The 19,382-nt window shown below is 63.5% G+C and carries 16 protein-coding genes; 5 read left to right on the forward strand and 11 right to left on the reverse strand.

The window, feature by feature from the left end:
- Positions 1-46: 46 nt before the first annotated feature.
- The 3 genes from CDV46_RS14780 to CDV46_RS14790 form a co-directional block, all read right to left on the reverse strand.
- On the reverse strand, positions 47-1,933 hold the full coding sequence (locus tag CDV46_RS14780; protein WP_087723250.1) for a dipeptide ABC transporter ATP-binding protein: 1,887 nt from the start codon (positions 1,931-1,933) through the stop codon (positions 47-49).
- 95 nt (positions 1,934-2,028) lie between these two features.
- Positions 2,029-3,009, reverse strand: a complete 981-nt coding sequence (locus CDV46_RS14785; RefSeq protein WP_058379669.1) for an isoaspartyl peptidase/L-asparaginase family protein — start codon at positions 3,007-3,009, stop codon at positions 2,029-2,031.
- Positions 3,006-4,148, reverse strand: coding sequence for a MurR/RpiR family transcriptional regulator (locus CDV46_RS14790; protein ID WP_087723252.1), 1,143 nt, complete (start codon positions 4,146-4,148; stop codon positions 3,006-3,008). Before CDV46_RS14790 ends, CDV46_RS14785 begins: the two co-directional genes overlap by 4 nt.
- Before the next feature lie 511 nt (positions 4,149-4,659).
- Between CDV46_RS14790 and CDV46_RS14795 the strand changes: the two genes are divergently transcribed.
- Positions 4,660-4,923: a hypothetical protein gene (locus CDV46_RS14795; RefSeq protein WP_087688449.1), complete on the forward strand. Its 264-nt coding sequence runs from the start codon at positions 4,660-4,662 to the stop codon at positions 4,921-4,923.
- Positions 4,924-4,962: 39 nt separating this feature from the next.
- Here CDV46_RS14795 and CDV46_RS14800 read toward each other — a convergent pair whose 3' ends face one another.
- The 3 genes from CDV46_RS14800 to CDV46_RS14810 all read right to left on the reverse strand — a co-directional run bounded on the left by CDV46_RS14800 (position 4,963) and on the right by CDV46_RS14810 (position 7,935).
- Positions 4,963-5,520 carry a YggT family protein gene (locus CDV46_RS14800; protein WP_058379672.1) on the reverse strand — a complete coding sequence of 186 codons (558 nt, stop codon included), beginning with the start codon at positions 5,518-5,520 and terminating at the stop codon, positions 4,963-4,965.
- 64 nt (positions 5,521-5,584) lie between these two features.
- Positions 5,585-6,706, reverse strand: coding sequence for an enoyl-CoA hydratase/isomerase family protein (locus CDV46_RS14805; protein ID WP_087723254.1), 1,122 nt, complete (start codon positions 6,704-6,706; stop codon positions 5,585-5,587).
- A 95-nt stretch (positions 6,707-6,801) separates the two neighbouring features.
- The gene (locus tag CDV46_RS14810; RefSeq protein ID WP_087688452.1) at positions 6,802-7,935 is read right to left on the reverse strand and encodes an acyl-CoA dehydrogenase family protein; all 1,134 of its coding nucleotides are present in this window, start codon (positions 7,933-7,935) and stop codon (positions 6,802-6,804) included.
- A gap of 702 nt (positions 7,936-8,637) precedes the next feature.
- Here CDV46_RS14810 and CDV46_RS14820 point away from each other — a divergent pair.
- The 3 genes from CDV46_RS14820 (at position 8,638) to CDV46_RS14830 (ending at position 12,293) form a co-directional block, all read left to right on the forward strand.
- On the forward strand, positions 8,638-10,299 hold the full coding sequence (locus CDV46_RS14820; protein ID WP_087723258.1) for an acyl-CoA synthetase: 1,662 nt from the start codon (positions 8,638-8,640) through the stop codon (positions 10,297-10,299).
- Positions 10,300-10,394: 95 nt separating this feature from the next.
- Positions 10,395-11,162, forward strand: a complete 768-nt coding sequence (locus CDV46_RS14825; RefSeq protein WP_087688454.1) for a 3-hydroxyacyl-CoA dehydrogenase — start codon at positions 10,395-10,397, stop codon at positions 11,160-11,162.
- A gap of 120 nt (positions 11,163-11,282) precedes the next feature.
- Positions 11,283-12,293: an AraC family transcriptional regulator gene (locus tag CDV46_RS14830; protein ID WP_087688455.1), complete on the forward strand. Its 1,011-nt coding sequence runs from the start codon at positions 11,283-11,285 to the stop codon at positions 12,291-12,293.
- Between the two features lie 76 nt (positions 12,294-12,369).
- On the opposite strand, the gene CDV46_RS14835 is transcribed toward CDV46_RS14830, so the two are convergent.
- The 3 genes from CDV46_RS14835 to CDV46_RS14845 form a co-directional block, all read right to left on the reverse strand.
- Positions 12,370-13,731, reverse strand: coding sequence for an MFS transporter (locus CDV46_RS14835; protein ID WP_087688456.1), 1,362 nt, complete (start codon positions 13,729-13,731; stop codon positions 12,370-12,372).
- A gap of 35 nt (positions 13,732-13,766) precedes the next feature.
- Positions 13,767-14,849 (reverse strand): porin, encoded by a 1,083-nt coding sequence (locus CDV46_RS14840; RefSeq protein WP_087688457.1) that lies wholly within the window; start codon positions 14,847-14,849, stop codon positions 13,767-13,769.
- 358 nt (positions 14,850-15,207) lie between these two features.
- A complete protein-coding gene (locus CDV46_RS14845; protein WP_087688458.1) occupies positions 15,208-16,011 on the reverse strand; it encodes an IclR family transcriptional regulator in 804 nt (267 codons plus the stop codon).
- Between the two features lie 361 nt (positions 16,012-16,372).
- On the opposite strand from CDV46_RS14845, the gene CDV46_RS26830 reads away from it, so the two are divergent.
- Positions 16,373-17,146 carry a transposase gene (locus tag CDV46_RS26830; protein ID WP_140413368.1) on the forward strand — a complete coding sequence of 258 codons (774 nt, stop codon included), beginning with the start codon at positions 16,373-16,375 and terminating at the stop codon, positions 17,144-17,146.
- Positions 17,147-17,349: 203 nt separating this feature from the next.
- Here CDV46_RS26830 and CDV46_RS14855 read toward each other — a convergent pair whose 3' ends face one another.
- Positions 17,350-18,462, reverse strand: a complete 1,113-nt coding sequence (locus CDV46_RS14855; RefSeq protein WP_087723260.1) for an NAD(P)/FAD-dependent oxidoreductase — start codon at positions 18,460-18,462, stop codon at positions 17,350-17,352.
- A 126-nt stretch (positions 18,463-18,588) separates the two neighbouring features.
- Positions 18,589-19,382 (reverse strand): electron transfer flavoprotein subunit alpha/FixB family protein (locus tag CDV46_RS14860; protein ID WP_087723318.1); only part of this gene is annotated, 794 nt, incomplete at its 5' end.

The raw sequence follows: 19,382 nt of genomic DNA on the forward strand, positions 1-19,382 counted from the left end.
ACTGCCTGAACCACCGGGGAAACCCCCGAAACACTCACAACATCAATCAGTACGCACCGGCAACGCGATGACGTGCCACGTAGTGCCCCGCGCCCACTTCCACCAGCGGCTGCACCTGCGGCTCGTCCCCCACGGCGCGAATCGGGCTCGGGATTTCTTCCGTGAGCAATTCGCGCTTGGCGTGACGACGTGACGGATCGGCAATCGGCACCGCCGACATAAGCTTCTTCGTGTACGGGTGCTGCGGATTCTCGAAGATCGCCCGGCGCGGGCCAATTTCGACGATCTGGCCAAGGAACATCACTGCCACGCGGTGGCTGATGCGCTCGACCACGGCCATATCGTGCGAGATGAACAGGAACGCGATGCCGAACTCTTTCTGCAAGTCGAGCATCAGGTTGATGATCTGGGCCTGCACCGACACGTCGAGTGCCGAGACGGATTCGTCGGCGATCACGACCTTCGGCTTGAGTGCGAGGGCGCGCGCGATGGCAATACGCTGACGCTGGCCACCCGAGAATTCATGCGGGTAGCGCTGCGCATAATCGGCGGGCAGGCCGACGCGCTCCAGCAGTTCGGCCACACGTTTTTCGGCTTCGGCACCGCTGGCGACGCCGTGCACGAGCAGCGGCTCCATGATCGAGAAGCCGACCGTGAGGCGCGGATCGAGCGAGGCGAACGGGTCTTGGAAAATGAACTGGATATCGCGGCGCAGCGTCTGCAACGCACGCCCGGCGAGATCCTGAATCGGCTTGCCGTTGAATTCGATCGAACCGCCTTGGCTCGCCACCAGACGCAGCAAGGCGCGCCCCGTGGTCGACTTGCCGCAGCCCGACTCGCCCACGAGGCCGAGTGTCTCGCCCGGATACAGATCGAAACTCACGCGCTCGACGGCGTGCACGCGCTGCTTCACGCTGCCGAAGAAACCCGACGGCACATCGAAGCGCGCGATCAGATCCTTCACGCGCAGAATCGGGCCGGCGTCGGTCTTGACGGTCGGTTGGGGTGTCTCGGCGACGGGCTTGGCGTCAGCCGGTGCGTCGTAGCGCAGCAGCGGGAAACGCGCCGGCAAGTCGGTGCCCTGCATCGAGCCCAGACGCGGCACGGCCGAGAGCAGTGCCTGCGTGTAGCGCTCGCGCGGTGCGCTGAAGATTTCCTGCGACGGACCGGCTTCCACCTTGTCGCCACGGTGCATCACGAGCACGCGGTCGGCCACTTCCGCCACCACACCCATGTCGTGCGTGATGAAGACCACGCCCATGTGCATCTCGTCTTGCAAGGCGCGAATCAGTTGCAGAATCTGCGCCTGAATCGTCACGTCGAGCGCGGTCGTGGGTTCGTCGGCGATCAGAATGCCCGGCTTGCACGACAGCGCCATGGCGATCATCACGCGCTGGCGCATGCCGCCCGAGAGTTGATGCGGAAAGCGGCCCAGCACGCGGCGGGCTTCGGGAATGCGAACGAGTTCGAGCATGCGCAGCGCTTCGGCACGCGCAGCGGCGTGGTCCTTGTGCTGGTGCAGGCGAATCGATTCGGCAATCTGTTCGCCCACCGGGAACACCGGGTTGAGCGAGGTCATCGGCTCCTGGAAGATCATCGCCATGTCGGCACCACGGATGGTGCGCATGGTATGACCACTGGCCTTGGTCAGATCGACCAGCTTGCCGTTACGGCGGTGCATGATCATCGAGCCTTGAATGATCTTGCCGCCGCCGTTCTCCACCAGCCGCATGGCGGCGAGCGAGGTCACTGATTTGCCGGAACCGGATTCGCCGACGATGGCGAGGGTCTCGCCGCGATCGACGTGGAATGACAGGTCGCGCACCGCCGTCACCACGCGCTCTGAGGTGGCGAACTGCACGGTGAGGCCGTCGACGGCGAGCACGCGCTCATCGGGCAACGAAATCGTAGGGGTTGTCTTGCGCTCTGCCACGCCTGTCCTCGCTAATCTACGCTTGCTGATACTTGTTGATGCTTGCTGATGCTGACCAATACTGACTTGATGCGGTACTGATGGTGAATCCGGGGTTACTCGTGGATCGCCGTCACGGGCGTCTCGCCCACGCGTGCGACACCGCGATACATGCCTTCGGTATTGAACGGCAGCGCCACATTGCCTTGCGCATCGACGGCAATCAGGCCGCCTCGGCCCTGCACGCGCGGCAGACGCTCGTTGACGACACGATCGGCCGCATCGGTCAGCGACAGGCCGGCGTAGGCCATCAACGCGCCCACTTCATAGCAGGCCACCGCACGAATGAAGGCCTCGCCCGTGCCGGTGGCCGACACCGCGGCCGTGGCGTCGTTGGCATAGCAACCGGCACCGATGAGCGGCGAATCGCCCACACGGCCCACGGCCTTGTTCGTCATGCCGCCTGTCGACGTCGCGGCAGCCACGTGACCGTGGATATCGCAGGCAACAGCACCGACAGTGCCGAACTTCGTGTCCGGGTCGATGGGCTCAATCGGTTCGCCCGAGGCGCCATCGCGCTTGAGCGGCATGTCGTGGTCGAGCGCCACGGCGGCGTCGGCCAGTGCGCGCTGCCATTGGGCGTAGCGTGCGTCGGTATGGAAATATTCCGGCCCGACCATCTCGGCGCCGTGGGCCTCAACGAAGGCTTCGGCGCCCTCACCCACCAGCAGCACGTGCGGGCTGTGCTCCAGCACTGAGCGGGCGGCGAGAATCGGGTTGCGCACGCGATGCACGCAAGCGATAGCACCGGCGTCGAGCGTCGTGCCGTCCATGATCGCGGCGTCGAGTTCGTGCGTGCCTTCGTGCGTAAACACGGCACCGCGCCCGGCGTTGAAACGCGGGCAATCTTCCAGACGTCGCACGGCTTCGGTGACGGCGTCGAGCGCCGAGCCACCGGCGGCCAGCACGGCTTGTCCGGCGCGCAGCACGTCGGCCAGCGCCTCGTGGTAAGCCTTGAGTTCTTCGGGCGACGTGTCGCGGCTGATCGTGCCCGCCCCGCCATGAATGGCGATGACGGCGCGTTGTGGGGTGCTCATGATGCCTTGTCCTTTCTTTCCTGACCGCCCTGCGTCGTCTTGGGCAGCGCGGTCGATGAGGTCGGGTTCGTGACCGCCGCAGCCGTAGCGGCCGATGCAGCGGTGTTCGTATGCGGGGGCGTGGCGTTGGCAGCGATGGACGCAATCGTTGCGCCCTGCGGCGTGGCGACGCGCCCAACCACCGAGCCGACCGAACCGACAACGGGGGTATTGGCCGGTACGTTGACGGGGGCATTCGCCGACGCGGCGGCCGAAGCCACCGATGCCGAGTCGAGCCACGGCAACAGGAAATCGGTCAGTTCGGTCGCGCGGTCCACCGCGTGCTTGGCGCGCTGCGCGACGGCATCGCACAACGCGTCGATCATGGCGAGCACGCTCGCTTCCGAGTTGCTCGATAACCGGGGTTTGCTTCGCACGAAGATGACGATGTCGCCCAGCGGCGCCAACGGCGAGGTCGGGCTGTCGGTCAGCACCAGCAGCGGCACACCCCGACCGCGCAACCGGCGGCACAACGTAATCGTGTCGGTCACATAGCGCGGGAAGCCGAGCGCGATCACCAGATCGCCTTCGCGCAGCTTGAAGAGTTGGCGCGCCGCGTGCGTCGAGCCGCCCGCGCCCACGACTGCCTGCACGTTCTCGCAATACGGGTCGAGGCCGTGATGCAGCAAACCGGCCAGATAACCACTGGCCCCCAGCCCCAGCACGTGGATGCGGCGCGCTTGCAAGATCGTGTCGACAGCTCGCTCGCACGTGCTCGCGTCGAGCGTGCGGCGGGTCCAGTCAAGGTTTTCCATCGCCTGCGCGAGCGACGCGGCCATGATGTCGGCGCTGGCGCTCATTTGCGCCTTGCTCGTGCGCAGGCTTTCGATCGGCGCGAGCGTCGCTTCGAAGCCGCGCACCATCGCAGCGCGGCATTGCGGGTAGCCGTCGAAACCCAGCGCGCGGGCAAACCGGTTCACGGTGGCGAGTGATACTCCGACCGCAGCGGCGAACTCGTCGATGCGCATGGTCGCCGCCCGGAACGTGTTGTCCAGCACAAACGCCGCCATGCGCTGCTGCGCGGGCGTCAGTTCAGGCATGGCACGCACGATGCGCTCGGTGAGCGGCAGATCGGCAGGCAACGAGTCGGCGTCAATCATGGAGAAAGCGGGTCGTCCGTGGCACCGGCGTTGTCACCGGTGTAAGCAAAAGTACGTGAAAGAAATTGATCGCGAATCCCTGCAACGAATCGTTCAGGACGCCAGTCATACCGTTAGTTTTTTCGTCGACTATCGGTGACATTCACGAAGTGGAAGAAAGTATATTTTCATCACGCCCTAGTCAAAAGAAAAAAAATTGATCAAATGGGGTGACATGGCTCGTCAAAATCCGGGCGATGTCCCGCAAACCCTGTCAAAACAAGGGGGAAGCTCGTCAAGCTACGTAAAATGCGGGCATACTAGGGGAAACCCGAATTCACGAACTCGCCGTACCACCGGGAGCCCGTATCGAACATCAGGCAGCAGATTCACAGGACAGTCGCATGACCGCCTGGGGAGGCTTGGTCGGAGGCGAGTCGTAACGTCGTAACACGCAGTAATCATGGCGTAGCCGTGGGCTTACATCTGCCCCGTACGCTGACGTGAAGCCATCGCCTCAAGGAGTACGACCATGCTGAGCCCGCATGAAATCGCCACGTTGATACTGGCGGCCGCATCCCTTGGACCCATCGATGCCGATGCGCTCGAACCGCCCGAACTCGCGGCGTTGGAGCAAGCCCGCCTGGTGCAGGTGGCAGTCGATGAGGGACAGACAAAAGTGACGGTGACCGAAGACGGTCATCGGGTGTTGCGTCGCCTGGGGATCGAGCCCTCGGCCGGCGAGCGTTCTGAAGCGCCGCGCATGGCAGCGCGGCGCGAGATGAAGGTCAGTTGATCTGGTAGTTGAACCGGCAGTTGCGCCGGTCGTCCCGGATCAGAGCGTTGCGAAGAACAGACTCAGGCGTGCGAGCACGATCAGCAGAATCTGCATCAGCAGGAACAGCGCCAGCGGCGACAGATCGAAGCCGCCGAGTTGCGGAATGACACGACGCAGCGGGCGCAGCAACGGATCGAGCAGGTGTTGCAGGATGGGCATGGCCACGGCGCGCGGATTCACCCACGACAGCACGGCCATCAACAGCGTCATCCACATCACCAGGTTGGCGCCCCACTTGGCGACCAGCACCAGCGCCACCAGCAAGCCACGCGGGAACACCGCGAGCGGCGACACCCCCACCACAGCAGTGATCAGCACCAGGTAGACGATTGCGCTCAACCAGGCGCCGATCACGCACGCCCAGTCGATCCCGCCCACGCCGGGCACGACTCGCCGCAACGGCAATACGAGCCAGTTCGTGAACTGGAAAATGCCCTGAGACAGGGGGTTGCCCGGAGGCAGTCGTGTGGCTTGCATCCACACGCGAAGCAACAGCAAGGCGCCGAACAGCGAGAAAACGAGATCTAGCAGCAGACGGGCGATTTCGACGAGCATCTGGACTCCAACGGATTGAGCGGTGCCCCGCAAAACCGGCATTGTCGCACGCGTTCGCCCGAGTTCACTCGTCTTTGCCCAACCCTGCCAGCGGATGCGCGCCTTCCGCCCAAGGCGACGTAAAGAACGCGTCGACCTGCGCCACCGGCACCTCGGCAATCGACGCATACCGCCAGCGCGGCTGTTTGTCCTTGTCGATCAACAGGGCGCGCACGCCTTCCACGAAATCACCGGATTCGAACGCGTGGTAGCCGAGCACCAACTCCATGCGAAACGCGTCGGCCAGATCGAGCCGGCGGCCCTTCTGCAACTGCCGGTCAGTCACGCACAGGCTCAGCGGCGAGCGTTGCAGCAACAGGGCGAGCGTCTCGGCCGCCCATGGCGTTGCGGTATCGGCCTGCAACGAGGCGAGGATCGCCGGCACGTCGATCGCGCTGAAATGCCGGTCGAGCGAGGCGCGCACCGCAATCAGCGGTGCGTCATCGGTCCACGTACGGCCCAGAGGAAGGACGGCGGCGCGCAGTTGACCCAGCGGGTCGGCCGTGTCGCCCTTCGACCAGTCGAGTTGCCAGAGCGTCTCGCGAAGGTGCAACGGCGCATCGCCTTCGAGCCAGACATCGGCTAGCCCGCAGTAAAGCGCGTCGGCTGCCCCGATCGTCGAGCCGACCAGCCCGAGATATCGGGCGAGCGTCGGCGCAAGGTGACCGAGAAACCAACTGGCCCCCACATCCGGAAACAAACCAATGCCCGTCTCCGGCATCGCGAGCCGGGTCTTGTCGGTCACGATCCGCAGGCCCGCACCTTGCGCCACCCCCATCCCCCCGCCCATCACGATGCCGTCGAGCAGCGCGAGATAGGGTTTCGGGTAGCGGTGAATCAGGTAGTCGAGCCGATATTCGTCGATGAAGAAGTCGCGGTGGTGCGTGGCGTTGTTCAGACGGCTATCGTACAAAGCGCGCACATCGCCGCCTGCGCAGAAGGCCTTCTCGCCAGCCCCCTCGATCAATACCGCTCGCACAGCCGGATCATCGGCCCACGCCGTCAACTGCTGCCACATCGAACGCACCATGCCATGCGTGATGGCATTGAGCGCGCGCGGCCGGTTCAGCGTGATGACACCGAACCCGTTGATCACTTCAAACAACACTTCGTCTTGCGCCTCAACGGCGCCGTCATGCAGATTCACGTGCCCTCCTCGCGGTGTGCGGGGTTGTCGTGCCGGGTAGTCGTGCCGGGTAGTCGTGCGCGCCTGTCGTACCAACGCACGTAGACCGTACGTTCTCAGTCCAGATTGCGGGCGATCACCTGCCGTTGGATCTCGCTCGTACCTTCGTAAATCTGCGTGATGCGAGCGTCGCGATAGTGGCGCTCGACCGGATAGTCCTGAAGGTAGCCGTAGCCGCCGTGAATCTGAATCGCATGCGTGCACACCGATTCCGCCAATTCCGAGGCAAAGAGCTTCGCCTGCGACGCTTCCGACAAGCACGGCAGCCCTTGCGTACGAAGTGCCGCCGCGTGGAGGATCAGGAACCGGGCGGCGTTGATACGCGTGGCCATGTCCGCGAGCATGTTGGCAATGCTCTGATGCTCCCGGATCGGCTTGCCGAATTGCTGACGCTCTCCCGAATAGCGCAACGCCGCTTCGAATGCCGCGCGTGCCACCCCCAGCGCCAGCGCCGCGATACCGATGCGCCCGCCTTCCAGATTGGACAGCGCGATCTTCAGCCCCTGCCCCGGTTCGCCGAGTAGCGCGTCATCGTCGACGGCGCAATCCACCAGCGTGATCGGGCAGGTGTCCGAGGCCCGGATGCCGAGCTTGTGCTCGGGCGGTCCCACTTCGAAACCGGGGGTATCCGTCGGCACGATGAAAGCCGAGATGCCGCGCTTGCCGGCCGCCGGGTCGGTGACGGCAAAGACGATCGCCATGGCCGCCCGTTTCCCGTTCGTGACAAATTGCTTGTTGCCGTTGATGACCCACTTCCCGTCGCGGCGTTCGGCGCGCGTGCGCAGATTGTTGGCTTCCGACCCGGCCTGAGGCTCGGTCAGACAAAAGGCACCGATCTTTCGCCCGGCCGCCAGATCGGGCAGCCAGCGCTGCCGCTGCGCCTCGCTGCCGAACTTCAGAATCGGCGCACAGCCGACCGAGTTGTGGACTGACATCATCGTGGCGGTCGATGCGCACCCGACGGCGATCTCCTCCATTGCCAGCGCATAGGCCGTGTAGTCGGTGTACGAGCCGCCAAACTCCTCGGGCACCATCATGCCGAGCAGGCCCAGTTCGCCCATCTGCGCCACCATGGCGTCGGGCAGTGCGCAGTCACGGTCCCACTGGGCGGCATGCGGCGCGAGTTGCTCGCTCGAGAAGCTGCGCGCCATGTCGCGAATCATGCGTTGGTCTTCGGTATAGAAATCCATGCTCTGTCTCCCGCACCGTGATGGCCACTGGCGCCGTTTTTGATGTCGATGGATTAGGGCCTGTTCCCCCTAATTCCGGGCTCGTGAACGTGTTCTACCGGCTGGCTGGCAAGGCGCCCGCAGCGCCGCTTGGTCGCTCCAAGCAAGCTGCGGGCAACGCCGCCAGACGGCCGGTAGGGCACGTTCCCTTCGGGTTGCCCACCCAAAGGGGCGATCGCCACGTCATGATCCTCGCGAATATTCCCGATATTCGCTTCGGCTCATTCCTCGCGCTCGCCCCTTTGGCCGGGCAACACGAGCCCGGAATTAGGGGGAGCAGGCCCTAAGTTTAGGGATGGCAGCCGTGAGACACCATAGCCAAAAGCGGCAAATTGGCTGAGCGGAATTGCCATCGGAAACGTCTGGCACCGGCCTCGGATAAACCCCTACGCCTTGCCCATCGGACCAGACCGAGGCCCACCAGCACCAGCGTCCAGTGGATAAATCCCTCACCCAATCTGACCCGTTTGGACATTGCCTGTCGCCGACGGCCCGCATTACGATGAATTTCGCCATCGCCCCGCGAACACCGCGCCAAATCAAGACGGTGCCCGGGGAGGCCGATACGACACGCCGCCGTCCGCCGGGCCCGTCTTTCTGGCGCCGGCGCCTTCATCATAGGCGCGTTGTTACCGGCCAGCATCCGACTACAGGAGACAAGCCATGACTGCGGATTACGCCAATGCCTACGCGGCATTCGATCTCGACGCGACCGTAAAGGCCACGCTCGACGGCAATCTCGATGCGATGAACGCCTGCATCGAATGTTGTGACCGGCATGCCCTGCCCGGGCGCATCGCCTTGTTCTGGGAGGGACGCGACGGCACGAGCCAGACGTGGACCTTCCGTCAACTCCAGACGCTCTCGGCGCGCTTCGCCAACTTTCTGCGCGAACAAGGCGTACAGCCCGGCGACCGCGTCAGTGGACTGTTGCCGCGTACGCCCGAACTGCTCGTGACGATTCTCGGCACGTGGCGTGCGGGCGCGGTCTATCAGCCACTTTTCACCGCGTTCGGTCCGAAGGCCATCGAGCATCGCCTGCAAGGCGCGCAAAGCAAGCTCGTGGTGACCGACGCCGCCAATCGCACCAAGCTCGACGAAGTGGCGAACTGCCCGCCCGTGGCCACGGTGAGCGGGCCGCGCGGCGAAGGCGTGCGGCGTGGCGATTTCAGCTTCTGGCACGAAGTCGAACAACACCCCGAGACGTTCGCGCCCGTAATGCGGCGTGGCGACGATCCGTTCCTGATGATGTTCACCTCGGGCACAACCGGTGCCGCCAAGCCGGTCATGGTGCCGCTGCGCGCGATCATGGCTTTTGTGGGCTACATGCGCGACGCCGTCGACCTGCGTCCGACCGACACGTTCTGGAACATCGCCGATCCGGGCTGGGCTTACGGCCTCTACTACGCCGTGACGGGGCCGCTGGCCATGGGAATCCCGACCACGTTCTACGACGGCCCGTTCAACGTCGAAAGCACCTACCGGGTCATCCGCAAACTCGGCATCACTAACCTTGCCGGGTCACCCACCGCGTTCCGTCTGCTCATCGCGGGCGGCGACAAAGCTGCCGCCCCCGTCAAAGGGCAGTTGCGTGCCGTGTCCAGCGCGGGCGAACCGCTCAACCCGGAGGTCATTCGCTGGTTTGCCGAACACCTCGGCGTGACCATCCACGATCACTACGGTCAGACCGAACTGGGTATGGTCGTGTGCAACCATCACGCCCTCAACCATCCGGTGCAGGCAGGGGCCGCCGGTTTCGCCTCGCCGGGGCATCGCGTCGTCGTGCTCGATGACGACGGGCGCGAATGCCCGGTCGGGCAACCCGGTGTACTGGCCCTCGATCGCAAGCAGTCGCCGCTCATGTGGTTCGGCGGCTACTGGGAGCGCGAAACACCGTCGTTCGTCGGCGATTACTACCTTTCCGGCGACACGGTCGAGCGCAACGATGATGGCAGCATCAGCTTTGTCGGCCGCAACGACGACGTGATCACCTCTGCCGGTTACCGCATCGGGCCGTTCGATGTGGAAAGCGCACTCATCGAACACCCGGCCGTGGTCGAAACGGCGGTGGTCGGCAAGCCCGATCCGAAGCGCACGGAGCTGGTCAAGGCGTTCGTCGTCTTGCATCCGCAGTACGCCCCGAGCGAAGCGCTCGCCTGCGAATTGCAGGAGCACGTGCGGCATCGGCTGTCCACTCACGCCTATCCGCGCGAAGTCGAATTCGTCAGCGAGTTGCCCAAGACACCGAGCGGCAAGTTGCAGCGCTTCATCCTGCGTAATCAGGAAATCGCCAAGGCGCAGCAGGCGGCGGCAAGCGCTGCTTGATATCTGAGGCTCGAATCCGACACTCGGATCTGAGGCTCGAATCTGAATCTCGGACCCGAAGCTCGACACCCATTTCTTTACAGGAAGCGCAGTCAATGCAGATCAAGGATCACGTATTCATCGTCACCGGCGCGTCGTCCGGTTTGGGTGCCGCCACCGCGCGCATGTTTGTCGATGCCGGCGCGAAAGTCGTACTGGGCGACATTAACGCCGAAGCCGGCGCCAAGCAGGCGGAAGCACTGGGTGACGCGGCACGCTTCGTCGTCACCGACATCACGCGCGAAGACGACGTGCAACGTCTGGTCGACACGGCAACGGCCGCCTTCGGCCGCCTGAATGGCGTCGTCAACTGCGCAGGGCTCGTCATCGGCGAGCGCATTCTCGGCAAGCAGGGACCGCATCGGCTCGACAGCTTTGCGCGCATCGTCAACGTCAATCTGATCGGCACCTTCAACGTCTTGCGTATCGCGGCGTCGGCCATGGCCGAAGGCACCGCTGATGCCGAAGGTGAGCGCGGCGTGATCGTCAATACGGCCTCGGTGGCCGCGTTCGACGGGCAGATCGGCCAAGCGGCCTATGCCGCGTCCAAAGGCGGTGTGGCTGCATTGACGTTGCCCGCAGCCCGCGAACTGGCGCGCGTTGGCGTGCGAGTCGTCACGGTAGCGCCGGGCATTTTCGAGACGCCGATGATGGCCGGCATGACGCCGGAGGTGCAAGCGGCACTCGGCGCATCGGTGCCCTTCCCGCCGCGTCTGGGCCGTCCGTCCGAATATGCCGGTCTGGTGCGCCATATCGTCGAGAACACCATGCTGAACGGTGAAGTCATTCGCCTTGACGGCGCGCTGCGCATGGCACCGAAGTAAGACCTGCTGGCGAATTAGGAAACCGCCGATCCGATTTTCGGACGGCAGTCGAAGCGATGGCGGGGGCCGCACTGCTAGAATCCCTGCGTCCCCCTGCTCCGACATCCCGGTTCGCCACGCATGGAAAAAGGCAGCATCTCGATTCACTTTGTCATCAACGCGCTGGCTCACGTCGAGCGTCTCGGCGGCGATTCGTACGCGTTGTTGCGCGCCGCCGATATCGCACCCGCGCTGCTCGCGCATCCGCAGGCCCGTGTGCCGGCCGACCGTTACGCCAGACTCTGGCGACTCATCAGCGTTGCACTGGACGACGAGTTTTTCGGGCAGGATTCGCGCCGCATGAAGGTCGGCAGCTTTGCGATGCTGTGCCACAGCGTGATCGCTTGCCGCACGCTGGAACAGGCGCTATTGCGGGCCGCACGCTTCTTCGGCTTGCTGCTCGATGACCTCGAGATGCATCTCGTGCGCGACGGCTCGCTTGCCCGGCTTGAGGTGCACGAACGCGACGATGCGCAGGCACCGCGCGTCTTCGGCCACGAGACGTTGCTGATCCTCTTTTACGCGCTCACCTGCTGGCTTATCGCGCGCCGCGTGTCACTGAGTACTGCGTACTTCGCCTTTGACGAGCCGGTCTATAGCGACGAATACCGCACCATGTATTCACCGCGACTGGTCTTCAATGCCGAACACACCGGCATCGAGTTCGATGCAGCCTGTCTCGATCTTCCCGTGGTGCAGGACGAAGTCACCGTCAAGGACTTCCTGCGGGCCGCGCCGGGCAACATCATCCTCAAATACAAGAACACGAAGGGAATGGTCGCGCGGGTTCGGCGGCGGTTGAAGACCATGCCGACCGACAGCTGGCCGGCGTTCGAAGCGCTCGCGGGCGAGTTTCACACCACGGCGTCGACCCTGCGGCGACGGCTCGAAGACGAAGGGCAGTCGTATCAGTCGATCAAGGATCAGTTGCGACGCGACCTTGCCATCCATGCGCTGTGCAATACGTCCAAGCCCATGCTCGATATTGCGTTGTCACTGGGCTTTGCCGATCCGAGCGCTTTCTTTCGTGCGTTCCGCAAGTGGACCGGCGTACGTCCCGGCGACTATCGGCGACAAGCCGTCGAGGCATGAAAAAAGCGGTACGACCGGCAGCGTTTCTGCCTTTCGTACCGCTTTTCTTTGCACCACCTGAGACTAAGACGCCGCCTCAAGCCGCCTTGGCTTTCACGTCGGCACGTTGCTCAGCGCCGTCGTCATCGTCGTCCAGCTCGATACGCTTCACCTCGCCGAGCAACAGCAGGTAGCACAGCACGCCGGCAATCGCGAACAGGCTGATCAGACCCAGCGCCCAACCAAACGAGCCGGTAGCCTTCACGATGAAGCCGATGGCAATCGGGGTCACGATGCCCGACAGATTGCCGGCAAAGTTGACCGCACCGCCGGTGATCCCGACCATGCCCTTCGGGGCGATATCGGCCACCAGCGACCACGACGCCGAAGCGACACCCTGCGCGAAGAACGCGAACGACATGATCGCGATGACGAGCCAGTTGGCATCGGTCAACACGCAGAGCGACATCGTCGGCACGAGCATCAGGCCCGTCACGATCGGCGTCTTGCGTGCCGTGCCCACGGCCACACCGCGCCGCAACAGCCAGTCGGAAAGCAACCCGCCGCACACCACACCGATCGATGCGGCGATAAACGGCACCGACGTCATGCCGCCCGCCTTGAGCACCGTCATCTTGCGCTCGGTGATCAGGTACGTCGGGAACCACGTCAGGAAGAAGTACAGCGACGAGAGCGACGCGAACTTGCCCACGCAAATGGCGATGATCTGCCGGTTGCGGAACAGTGCCAGCAACTTCTTCCAGGGGAATTTCTGCGCAGCGGCGTGATCCGCAGGCTTCACTTCGACGAGCGCACCGCCGCTGCGGATGTGCTCCAGTTCCGCCGCATTGACCCACGAGCACTTGTCCGGATCGCGATAGCCCAGATACCAGACACCGGCCCAGACAATGCCGAGCAAACCGGTCGCGTAGAAAATCTCACGCCAGCCCCACGTGTGCGCAATCCAGAACAGCAACGGCGTGAGTGCCGCCATGCCGATGTACTGGCCCACTAGGTAGACACTGGTCGCCACGCCCCGCTCACGCTGGGCAAACCAGATCGAGACCACGCGGTTGTTGACCGGGAATGTCGGTGCCTCGGCAATGCCCACGCCAAGCCGCATGCCGAACAGCGTGACGAAACGCGTCGCGAAGCCCTGCATGAACGTGAGCACCGACCAGCTCAGAATGGCCACGCCGTAGATGGCGCGTGTGCCGAAGCGGTCGATGACCCAGCCACCGGGAATGTTGGCGATGACATACGTCCACGCATACGCGGAGAAGATGAAGCCCAGTTCGACCGGGCCCAGACCGAACTCCTGTTTGAGCATCGGCGCGGCCACCGACAGGTTGGCGCGGTCGACATAGTTGATCACGGTGCCGACGAACACCAGAAAGAGCATCCAGTAGCGCACGCGCGACGGGCGCTGCGCGGATGAGGGGGATGGTGAGACTGACATGTTGATTCTCGTTTTGATTCTCGGGGGGGCCGTAATCAGAAGCTGTGATACATGCCCAGGCGCACGAGCACCTGATCGTGGTTGCTCGACGCACCGATCGGGTACGACGCCGCCTTGTTGTTGCCGTTGGCCGCGATGTACGTCACCTGCGCTTGCAGTTGCGTGCGCTTCGAGAACGAGTACAGATCGCCCGCTTCCACCTGGTTGTAGTGCGTGTGGTTGAAGGACGAGTACGAGTAGCCGAGCGTGAGCGCGTTGGCATCGGTCACGCGATACTCGCTGCCGACGTCGTAGTTGAACATGTTGCCCGAGCCCCCCACCGCGCGCACTTCGCTGCGGGTGTAAAGCGCGTGCACGTTCCAGCGCGACGAGATACGGTACGAGGCGCCGATGCCGGTGTTGTTCACGGCGTCCGACTTGAACACGTTGGTCGCCGAGAGCCCTGTCTGGCCAAACAGCGACGTGAGCCCCAGACGCGACGAGAAGTCGAACGTGCGCTTGTTGATGCTCACGTAGGTGGCCGCGACGGACAACGGACCGTTGTCGTATTTCACATAGCCACCGACCGTGCGGCCCAGCGCATTGCCGCCCGCAAAGCCGTACATCAGGCCACCGGTCAGGCCGAGATAGCTGGCGCTATTCCACTTCACGGCATTGTCGATCTGCGAGGAATTCGCCAGATTGTCGAGGTTGCCCGGGTGGTAGGCGTACAGGTTGTGCTGCCAGAAGCCGTTCGAGTATCGAATCGACACGTCTTGCATGAAATCGGTCTGATGGCCGATCGAGACGGTGCCGAAGCGATCGCTGGCCAGACCAACCCACGCCTGACGGTTCCACTCGACGCCGCTGTTGATCAGCGCACCGGTACTGGTGTTAAAGCCCTGCTCCAACTGGAATACCGCAGCGAGCCCGCCACCGAGATCCTCGCGCCCTTTCAGGCCGAAGCGGTCGGGTTGGCCGATACCGGCGTCCATCTTGAACAAACGACCGCCGCCCGAGTTGCTCACGTAAGTGAGGCCGTCGTCGATGGTCCCGTAGATCTGCAACGAATTGCCTGCGGCATGGGCCGCGCCGACGCATGCCAAGAGGCACGCTGCGACGATACTGCGTCTCTTCACCTTCTACTCCTGTTCTGCTTCTTGATGCTTCCGGCGCCCTCCAGAGGCCCCGCACCGATCACGCCGCCGTCAACAAGAACGTTGCAGGACGTCTCGGTTCACATCGTTATATTGTCTTACCTATGAAACAATGGTTAATAGGTGAGACAATTATGGCGAAGAGGATAAAGTGAGACAAGCAGAAAATAAGCCGGTGTTTATTGATGTTGCGCAAATGCTAATGACTAAGCGCTCGCGCGTCAGCGCGGAAAAAATTGCTTCCGACGTGCTGAGAACCCCGGCGCGCGGGCATAACAAAGGGGCCCCGCAGGGCCCCTGAGTTCACTTCAATCCTTGCCGCCTGAAGGCGGCATCTCCCTTACCGAACCGCCGTCAGCGACTCGCCCCGGTAGTTGAGCTTGTGCGAGAGCTCGTCGGCGGCCGACACCACTTTTTCGACGATGCCGTTTTCCAGCAGGTCGGCCTCCACGCGTGCTTGCGGAATCGTGACGCTGATCACCGCCGCGATCTGCCCGCGATGGTTACGCACCGGCGCAGCAATCGTCGAGATGTTCTGCTCGAAGAACGCCTGACTCATGCTGTAGCCACGCGCGATGTCTTCTTGCACCACGCGGTGCAGCGCGTCGACCGTGGTCGGCGTGTGCGCCGTGTAGGCCTCGAGCTTGCGCTCGGGATACAACTGCTTGAGCGACGGCAATGAATAGTCGCCGAGCAGAATGTGCCCAACCGCCGTCGCGTGCGCCGGCAACCGCGTGCCGACACGCACCGTGCCGAACACCAGTTCGCGGCTGGCCGCCTTGGCGACGAAGACGGCATCGCGCTGGTCCAGAATCAGGATGTGACTCGAGAAGCCCGTCGCATCGCGCAGCTTCTCGATCACCGGCGTGCCGAGATCGGTCAGCTCAAGCGAGTTCAGATACTCGAAGCCCAATCGCAACACGGCCACGCCGAGCCGGTAATGGCGGTCGTCGCCAGCCTTCTCGATAAAGCCTTCGGCTTCCAGTGTCTGGAGTAGACGAAATACGGTCGAGCGCGGAATGTCGAGTCGTCGTGCCAGATCGGCCCCACCCAACACCGGCTCGCGCGCGGAGAAGGTCATGAGGATGCGCAGGCCGCGCTCTAGGCCTGGGACGGAGTATTTGTTATCGGTATCGTTGCTCATGCCGTTTGCGCACACTGGCGCCGACCGGCATGCGAGCGTTTCGCGCAGCCGATAGACGACAAGTCAGGGAAGGCGAACATTATAGGCCACGCATCGCAGCACCGGCGACGGCAGCATCGAGCCACGTATCGGGCAGGCAGATTCCCACCTCACGAGACATCGGGTTGCGCCGGTTCGCGATGGGTTGCGACGGGTTGCGCCCGTTCTGGCGGCACGCTGCCCTTTGACGGCGCAGGCGGGCACCCTTCTTGGGCGATTCGCCTCGTCGCGGGACCATGCACCGCAATGGGGGTAATTCCGAAGCGCGTCGACGCTCACTTTTTGTCATCATTGCGCCTGCAAGCTTGACAAGCTGGCGCATGTGGAGCGAGACACTCTGGCAGGCACCGAGAACAACAAACGATCCGGACCTGCCAAACGCACGTATCCCTTTTCTCCTGACGCTTTTGCGATTGCCTATCCCAATAGCCACCAGGAGCTGCGCCCACCTGCCAAGTGGGCGTTTTTTTGCTGGTTAAACGCTCCCTTCGCCGTGTGGTCCGACCCGCCCGCCGCGTTCTTCACGAGAGAACCCGATAACCTGGCATGCTTGTTGCTTGTATTTCCAGCATCGGGGATCGACGCCGCCTTGGCCGAGGTTTCGACGATAAGCACGCACCAGATTGCACCGGTAAGTGCCAGATCGCGAAGTCCGGACTCGCCCCCTGCGGCGCCTCCGTTTGTTTTGGGTCGAGGTGTTATGTTTAATGAACTGAGCGACGTTGAATGGCACGCCCTGCGTGATCTGATTTGCGACCGTCCGGTCCGTACGGAACGACGTGGTCGCCCTCAAGTCGAGCAGCGCACGCTGACCAATGCTGTCTTGTGGGTGCTGTTCACGGGAGAGAGCTGGTCGAAACTGCCCATGCAGTATCCCTCCGTGCCGACTTGCCGCCGCAAGCTGAACGAATGGCGCGAATCGGGCATGCTCGATACGATTTTGAAACGCCTGCAACAATCGGGCCGCGATATCAGCGCCTGTGCAGGTCAGATCAGCAAGCCGGCCCGCAGCACGCCGTGTGGCGACACCGATCGCCTGCGCGGCGTGTTCTGGACGAACCCGGCTTCGTGGAAGCCCCCGGTGGCCGTGCGCTGATCGATATCGTCGATATCGGCCGCAACGCATCACCACCAAGCAACGACTTCGATCCGACAGGAATGCCGCGCAATGCTCGCGGCACCGTCAGTCAGAATGTCAGGCTGGAATCACGGGGTTAGCTCAAGCGGCGCTGTCCGGGCCCTTGCGCGAGAAAAACGCGAGATCGCGCGAGATTGCGACCGTCTGGCCGCGATCTCGCGTCAAAGTAGTGCGTGCACCGCGTCGGCAATCGCCAGCGATGCCGTCAACCCGGGCGACTCGATGCCGAACAGGTTGACGAGCCCTGACACGCCATGCACCGCCGGACCGTCAATACGGAAGTCCGCCGCCGGTTGCCCTGGCCCACTGATCTTCGGCCGAATGCCTGCATAGCCCGGCTGCAATGCGCCGTCGGCCAAAGCTGGCCAATAGCGACGCACGGCAGCGTAAAAGCCATCGCCATCCGCCGCATTCACCGTGTAATCGATGTCGTCGACCCATTCGACATTCGGGCCGAAGCGCGCCTGCCCGCCGAGATCGAGCGTGAGGTGAACGCCCAAGCCGCCGGGTTCCGGTACCGGATAAATCAGATGCGTGAACGGCGCGCGCTGCGCACACGTGAAGTAGCTGCCCTTCGCGTAATACCGCTGCGGAATATGCGCCGGGTCCAGCCCCTCGAACGTGCGGGCGATGTCGACGGCGTACAGACCCGCGCTATTGATCACCGTGTTGGCGAGTAGCGTCGACGTCTCGCCGCCAGTCTGCACGGTGAGTTCAATACCTTCCGCCCCCGCTGCCCCACCCACTCGGCCGCCAACGACGCGCGCGTCGAAGGCCAGCATCGCTCCCGCGTTTTCGGCGTCACCCTGCAACGCCAGCATCAGACCATGACTGTCGATGATGCCCGTTGACGGTGAGAGCAATGCACCAAATGTGTGCAAATCGGGTTCGCGTTGGGCCACTTCTTCGGTGGTCAGCCATTGCAGATCGTCGACGCCGCTCGCGCGAGCGTTGGCGGCAATCACTTCGAGTTCGCCGATCTGATGATCGGTGGTCGCCACGATGAGTTTGCCGCAGCGCCGATGCTCGACGCCGTGCGAGGCGCAGAAGTCATACAGCTTGTGCTTGCCTTCCACGCAGAGCCGCGCTTTGAGCGAGCCGGGTGAATAGTAGATACCGCCGTGAATGACTTCGCTGTTGCGTGAGCTCGTGCCGGTGCCGATCGCACGCTCGGATTCGAGGATGACCACCTCGCGGCCCGCCATGGCCATGGCGCGTGCGACCGCTAGTCCCACCACGCCCGCGCCGATCACGACGCAATCGACTTTGTCCATTGATCTTCCTTGGTTGCCTTCCGATTCGGATAAAGACGCAGAGCAGCCCCGCATCCTCATGCGAATCGGCTGCGAAGCCAGCCTCTCGACTCGCTCCGCAGCGCGATTTCGTGACAGCGTTCCTACTTACAGCGCGCTCACCAGTTCCGGCACGACGGTGAACAGATCGCCCACCAGACCGTAATCCGCCACCGAGAAGATCGGCGCTTCCGGATCCTTGTTGATCGCCACGATCACCTTCGAATCCTTCATCCCGGCCAAGTGCTGAATCGCCCCCGAGATGCCCACCGCCACATACAACTGCGGTGCCACGATCTTGCCCGTCTGACCGACCTGATAGTCGTTCGGCACATAACCGGCGTCCACTGCCGCGCGCGAAGCGCCCAGTGCCGCGCCCAGCTTGTCAGCCAGCGGCTCCAGCACCTTCGTGTAGTTTTCGCCCGAGCCCAGGCCACGGCCACCCGAGACGATGATCTTCGCGCTCGTGAGTTCCGGACGGTCCAGCTTCGTCACTTCACGGCCCACGAACTGCGACAGACCGGCGTCCGGCGTTGCAGCGATGCTCTCCACTGCGGCGCTGCCACCGGTCGCGGCTGCCGGGTCGAAGCCCGTCGAGCGCACCGTGATCACCTTCACCTTGTCGGCGCTTTGCACCGTCGCAATCGCGTTACCCGCGTAGATCGGGCGCTCGAACGTGTCCGCGCTGTCGACCTTCGTGATATCCGAGATTTGGGCGACGTCGAGCAGTGCGGCCACGCGCGGGGCAATGTTCTTGCCGTAGGCGGTGGCCGTTGCCAGGATGTGCGAATAGTTGCCCGCGATCGACACCACCTCGTCGGCGATGTTTTCCGCCAGACCGTCGGCGAAGTACGGCGCGTCAGCGAGCAGCACCTTCTTCACGCCAGCGATTTGTGCGGCGG

The sequence above is a fragment of the Pandoraea sp. PE-S2T-3 genome (genome assembly GCF_002179965.1).
In the GTDB taxonomy this organism is placed as follows: Bacteria; Pseudomonadota; Gammaproteobacteria; order Burkholderiales; family Burkholderiaceae; genus Pandoraea.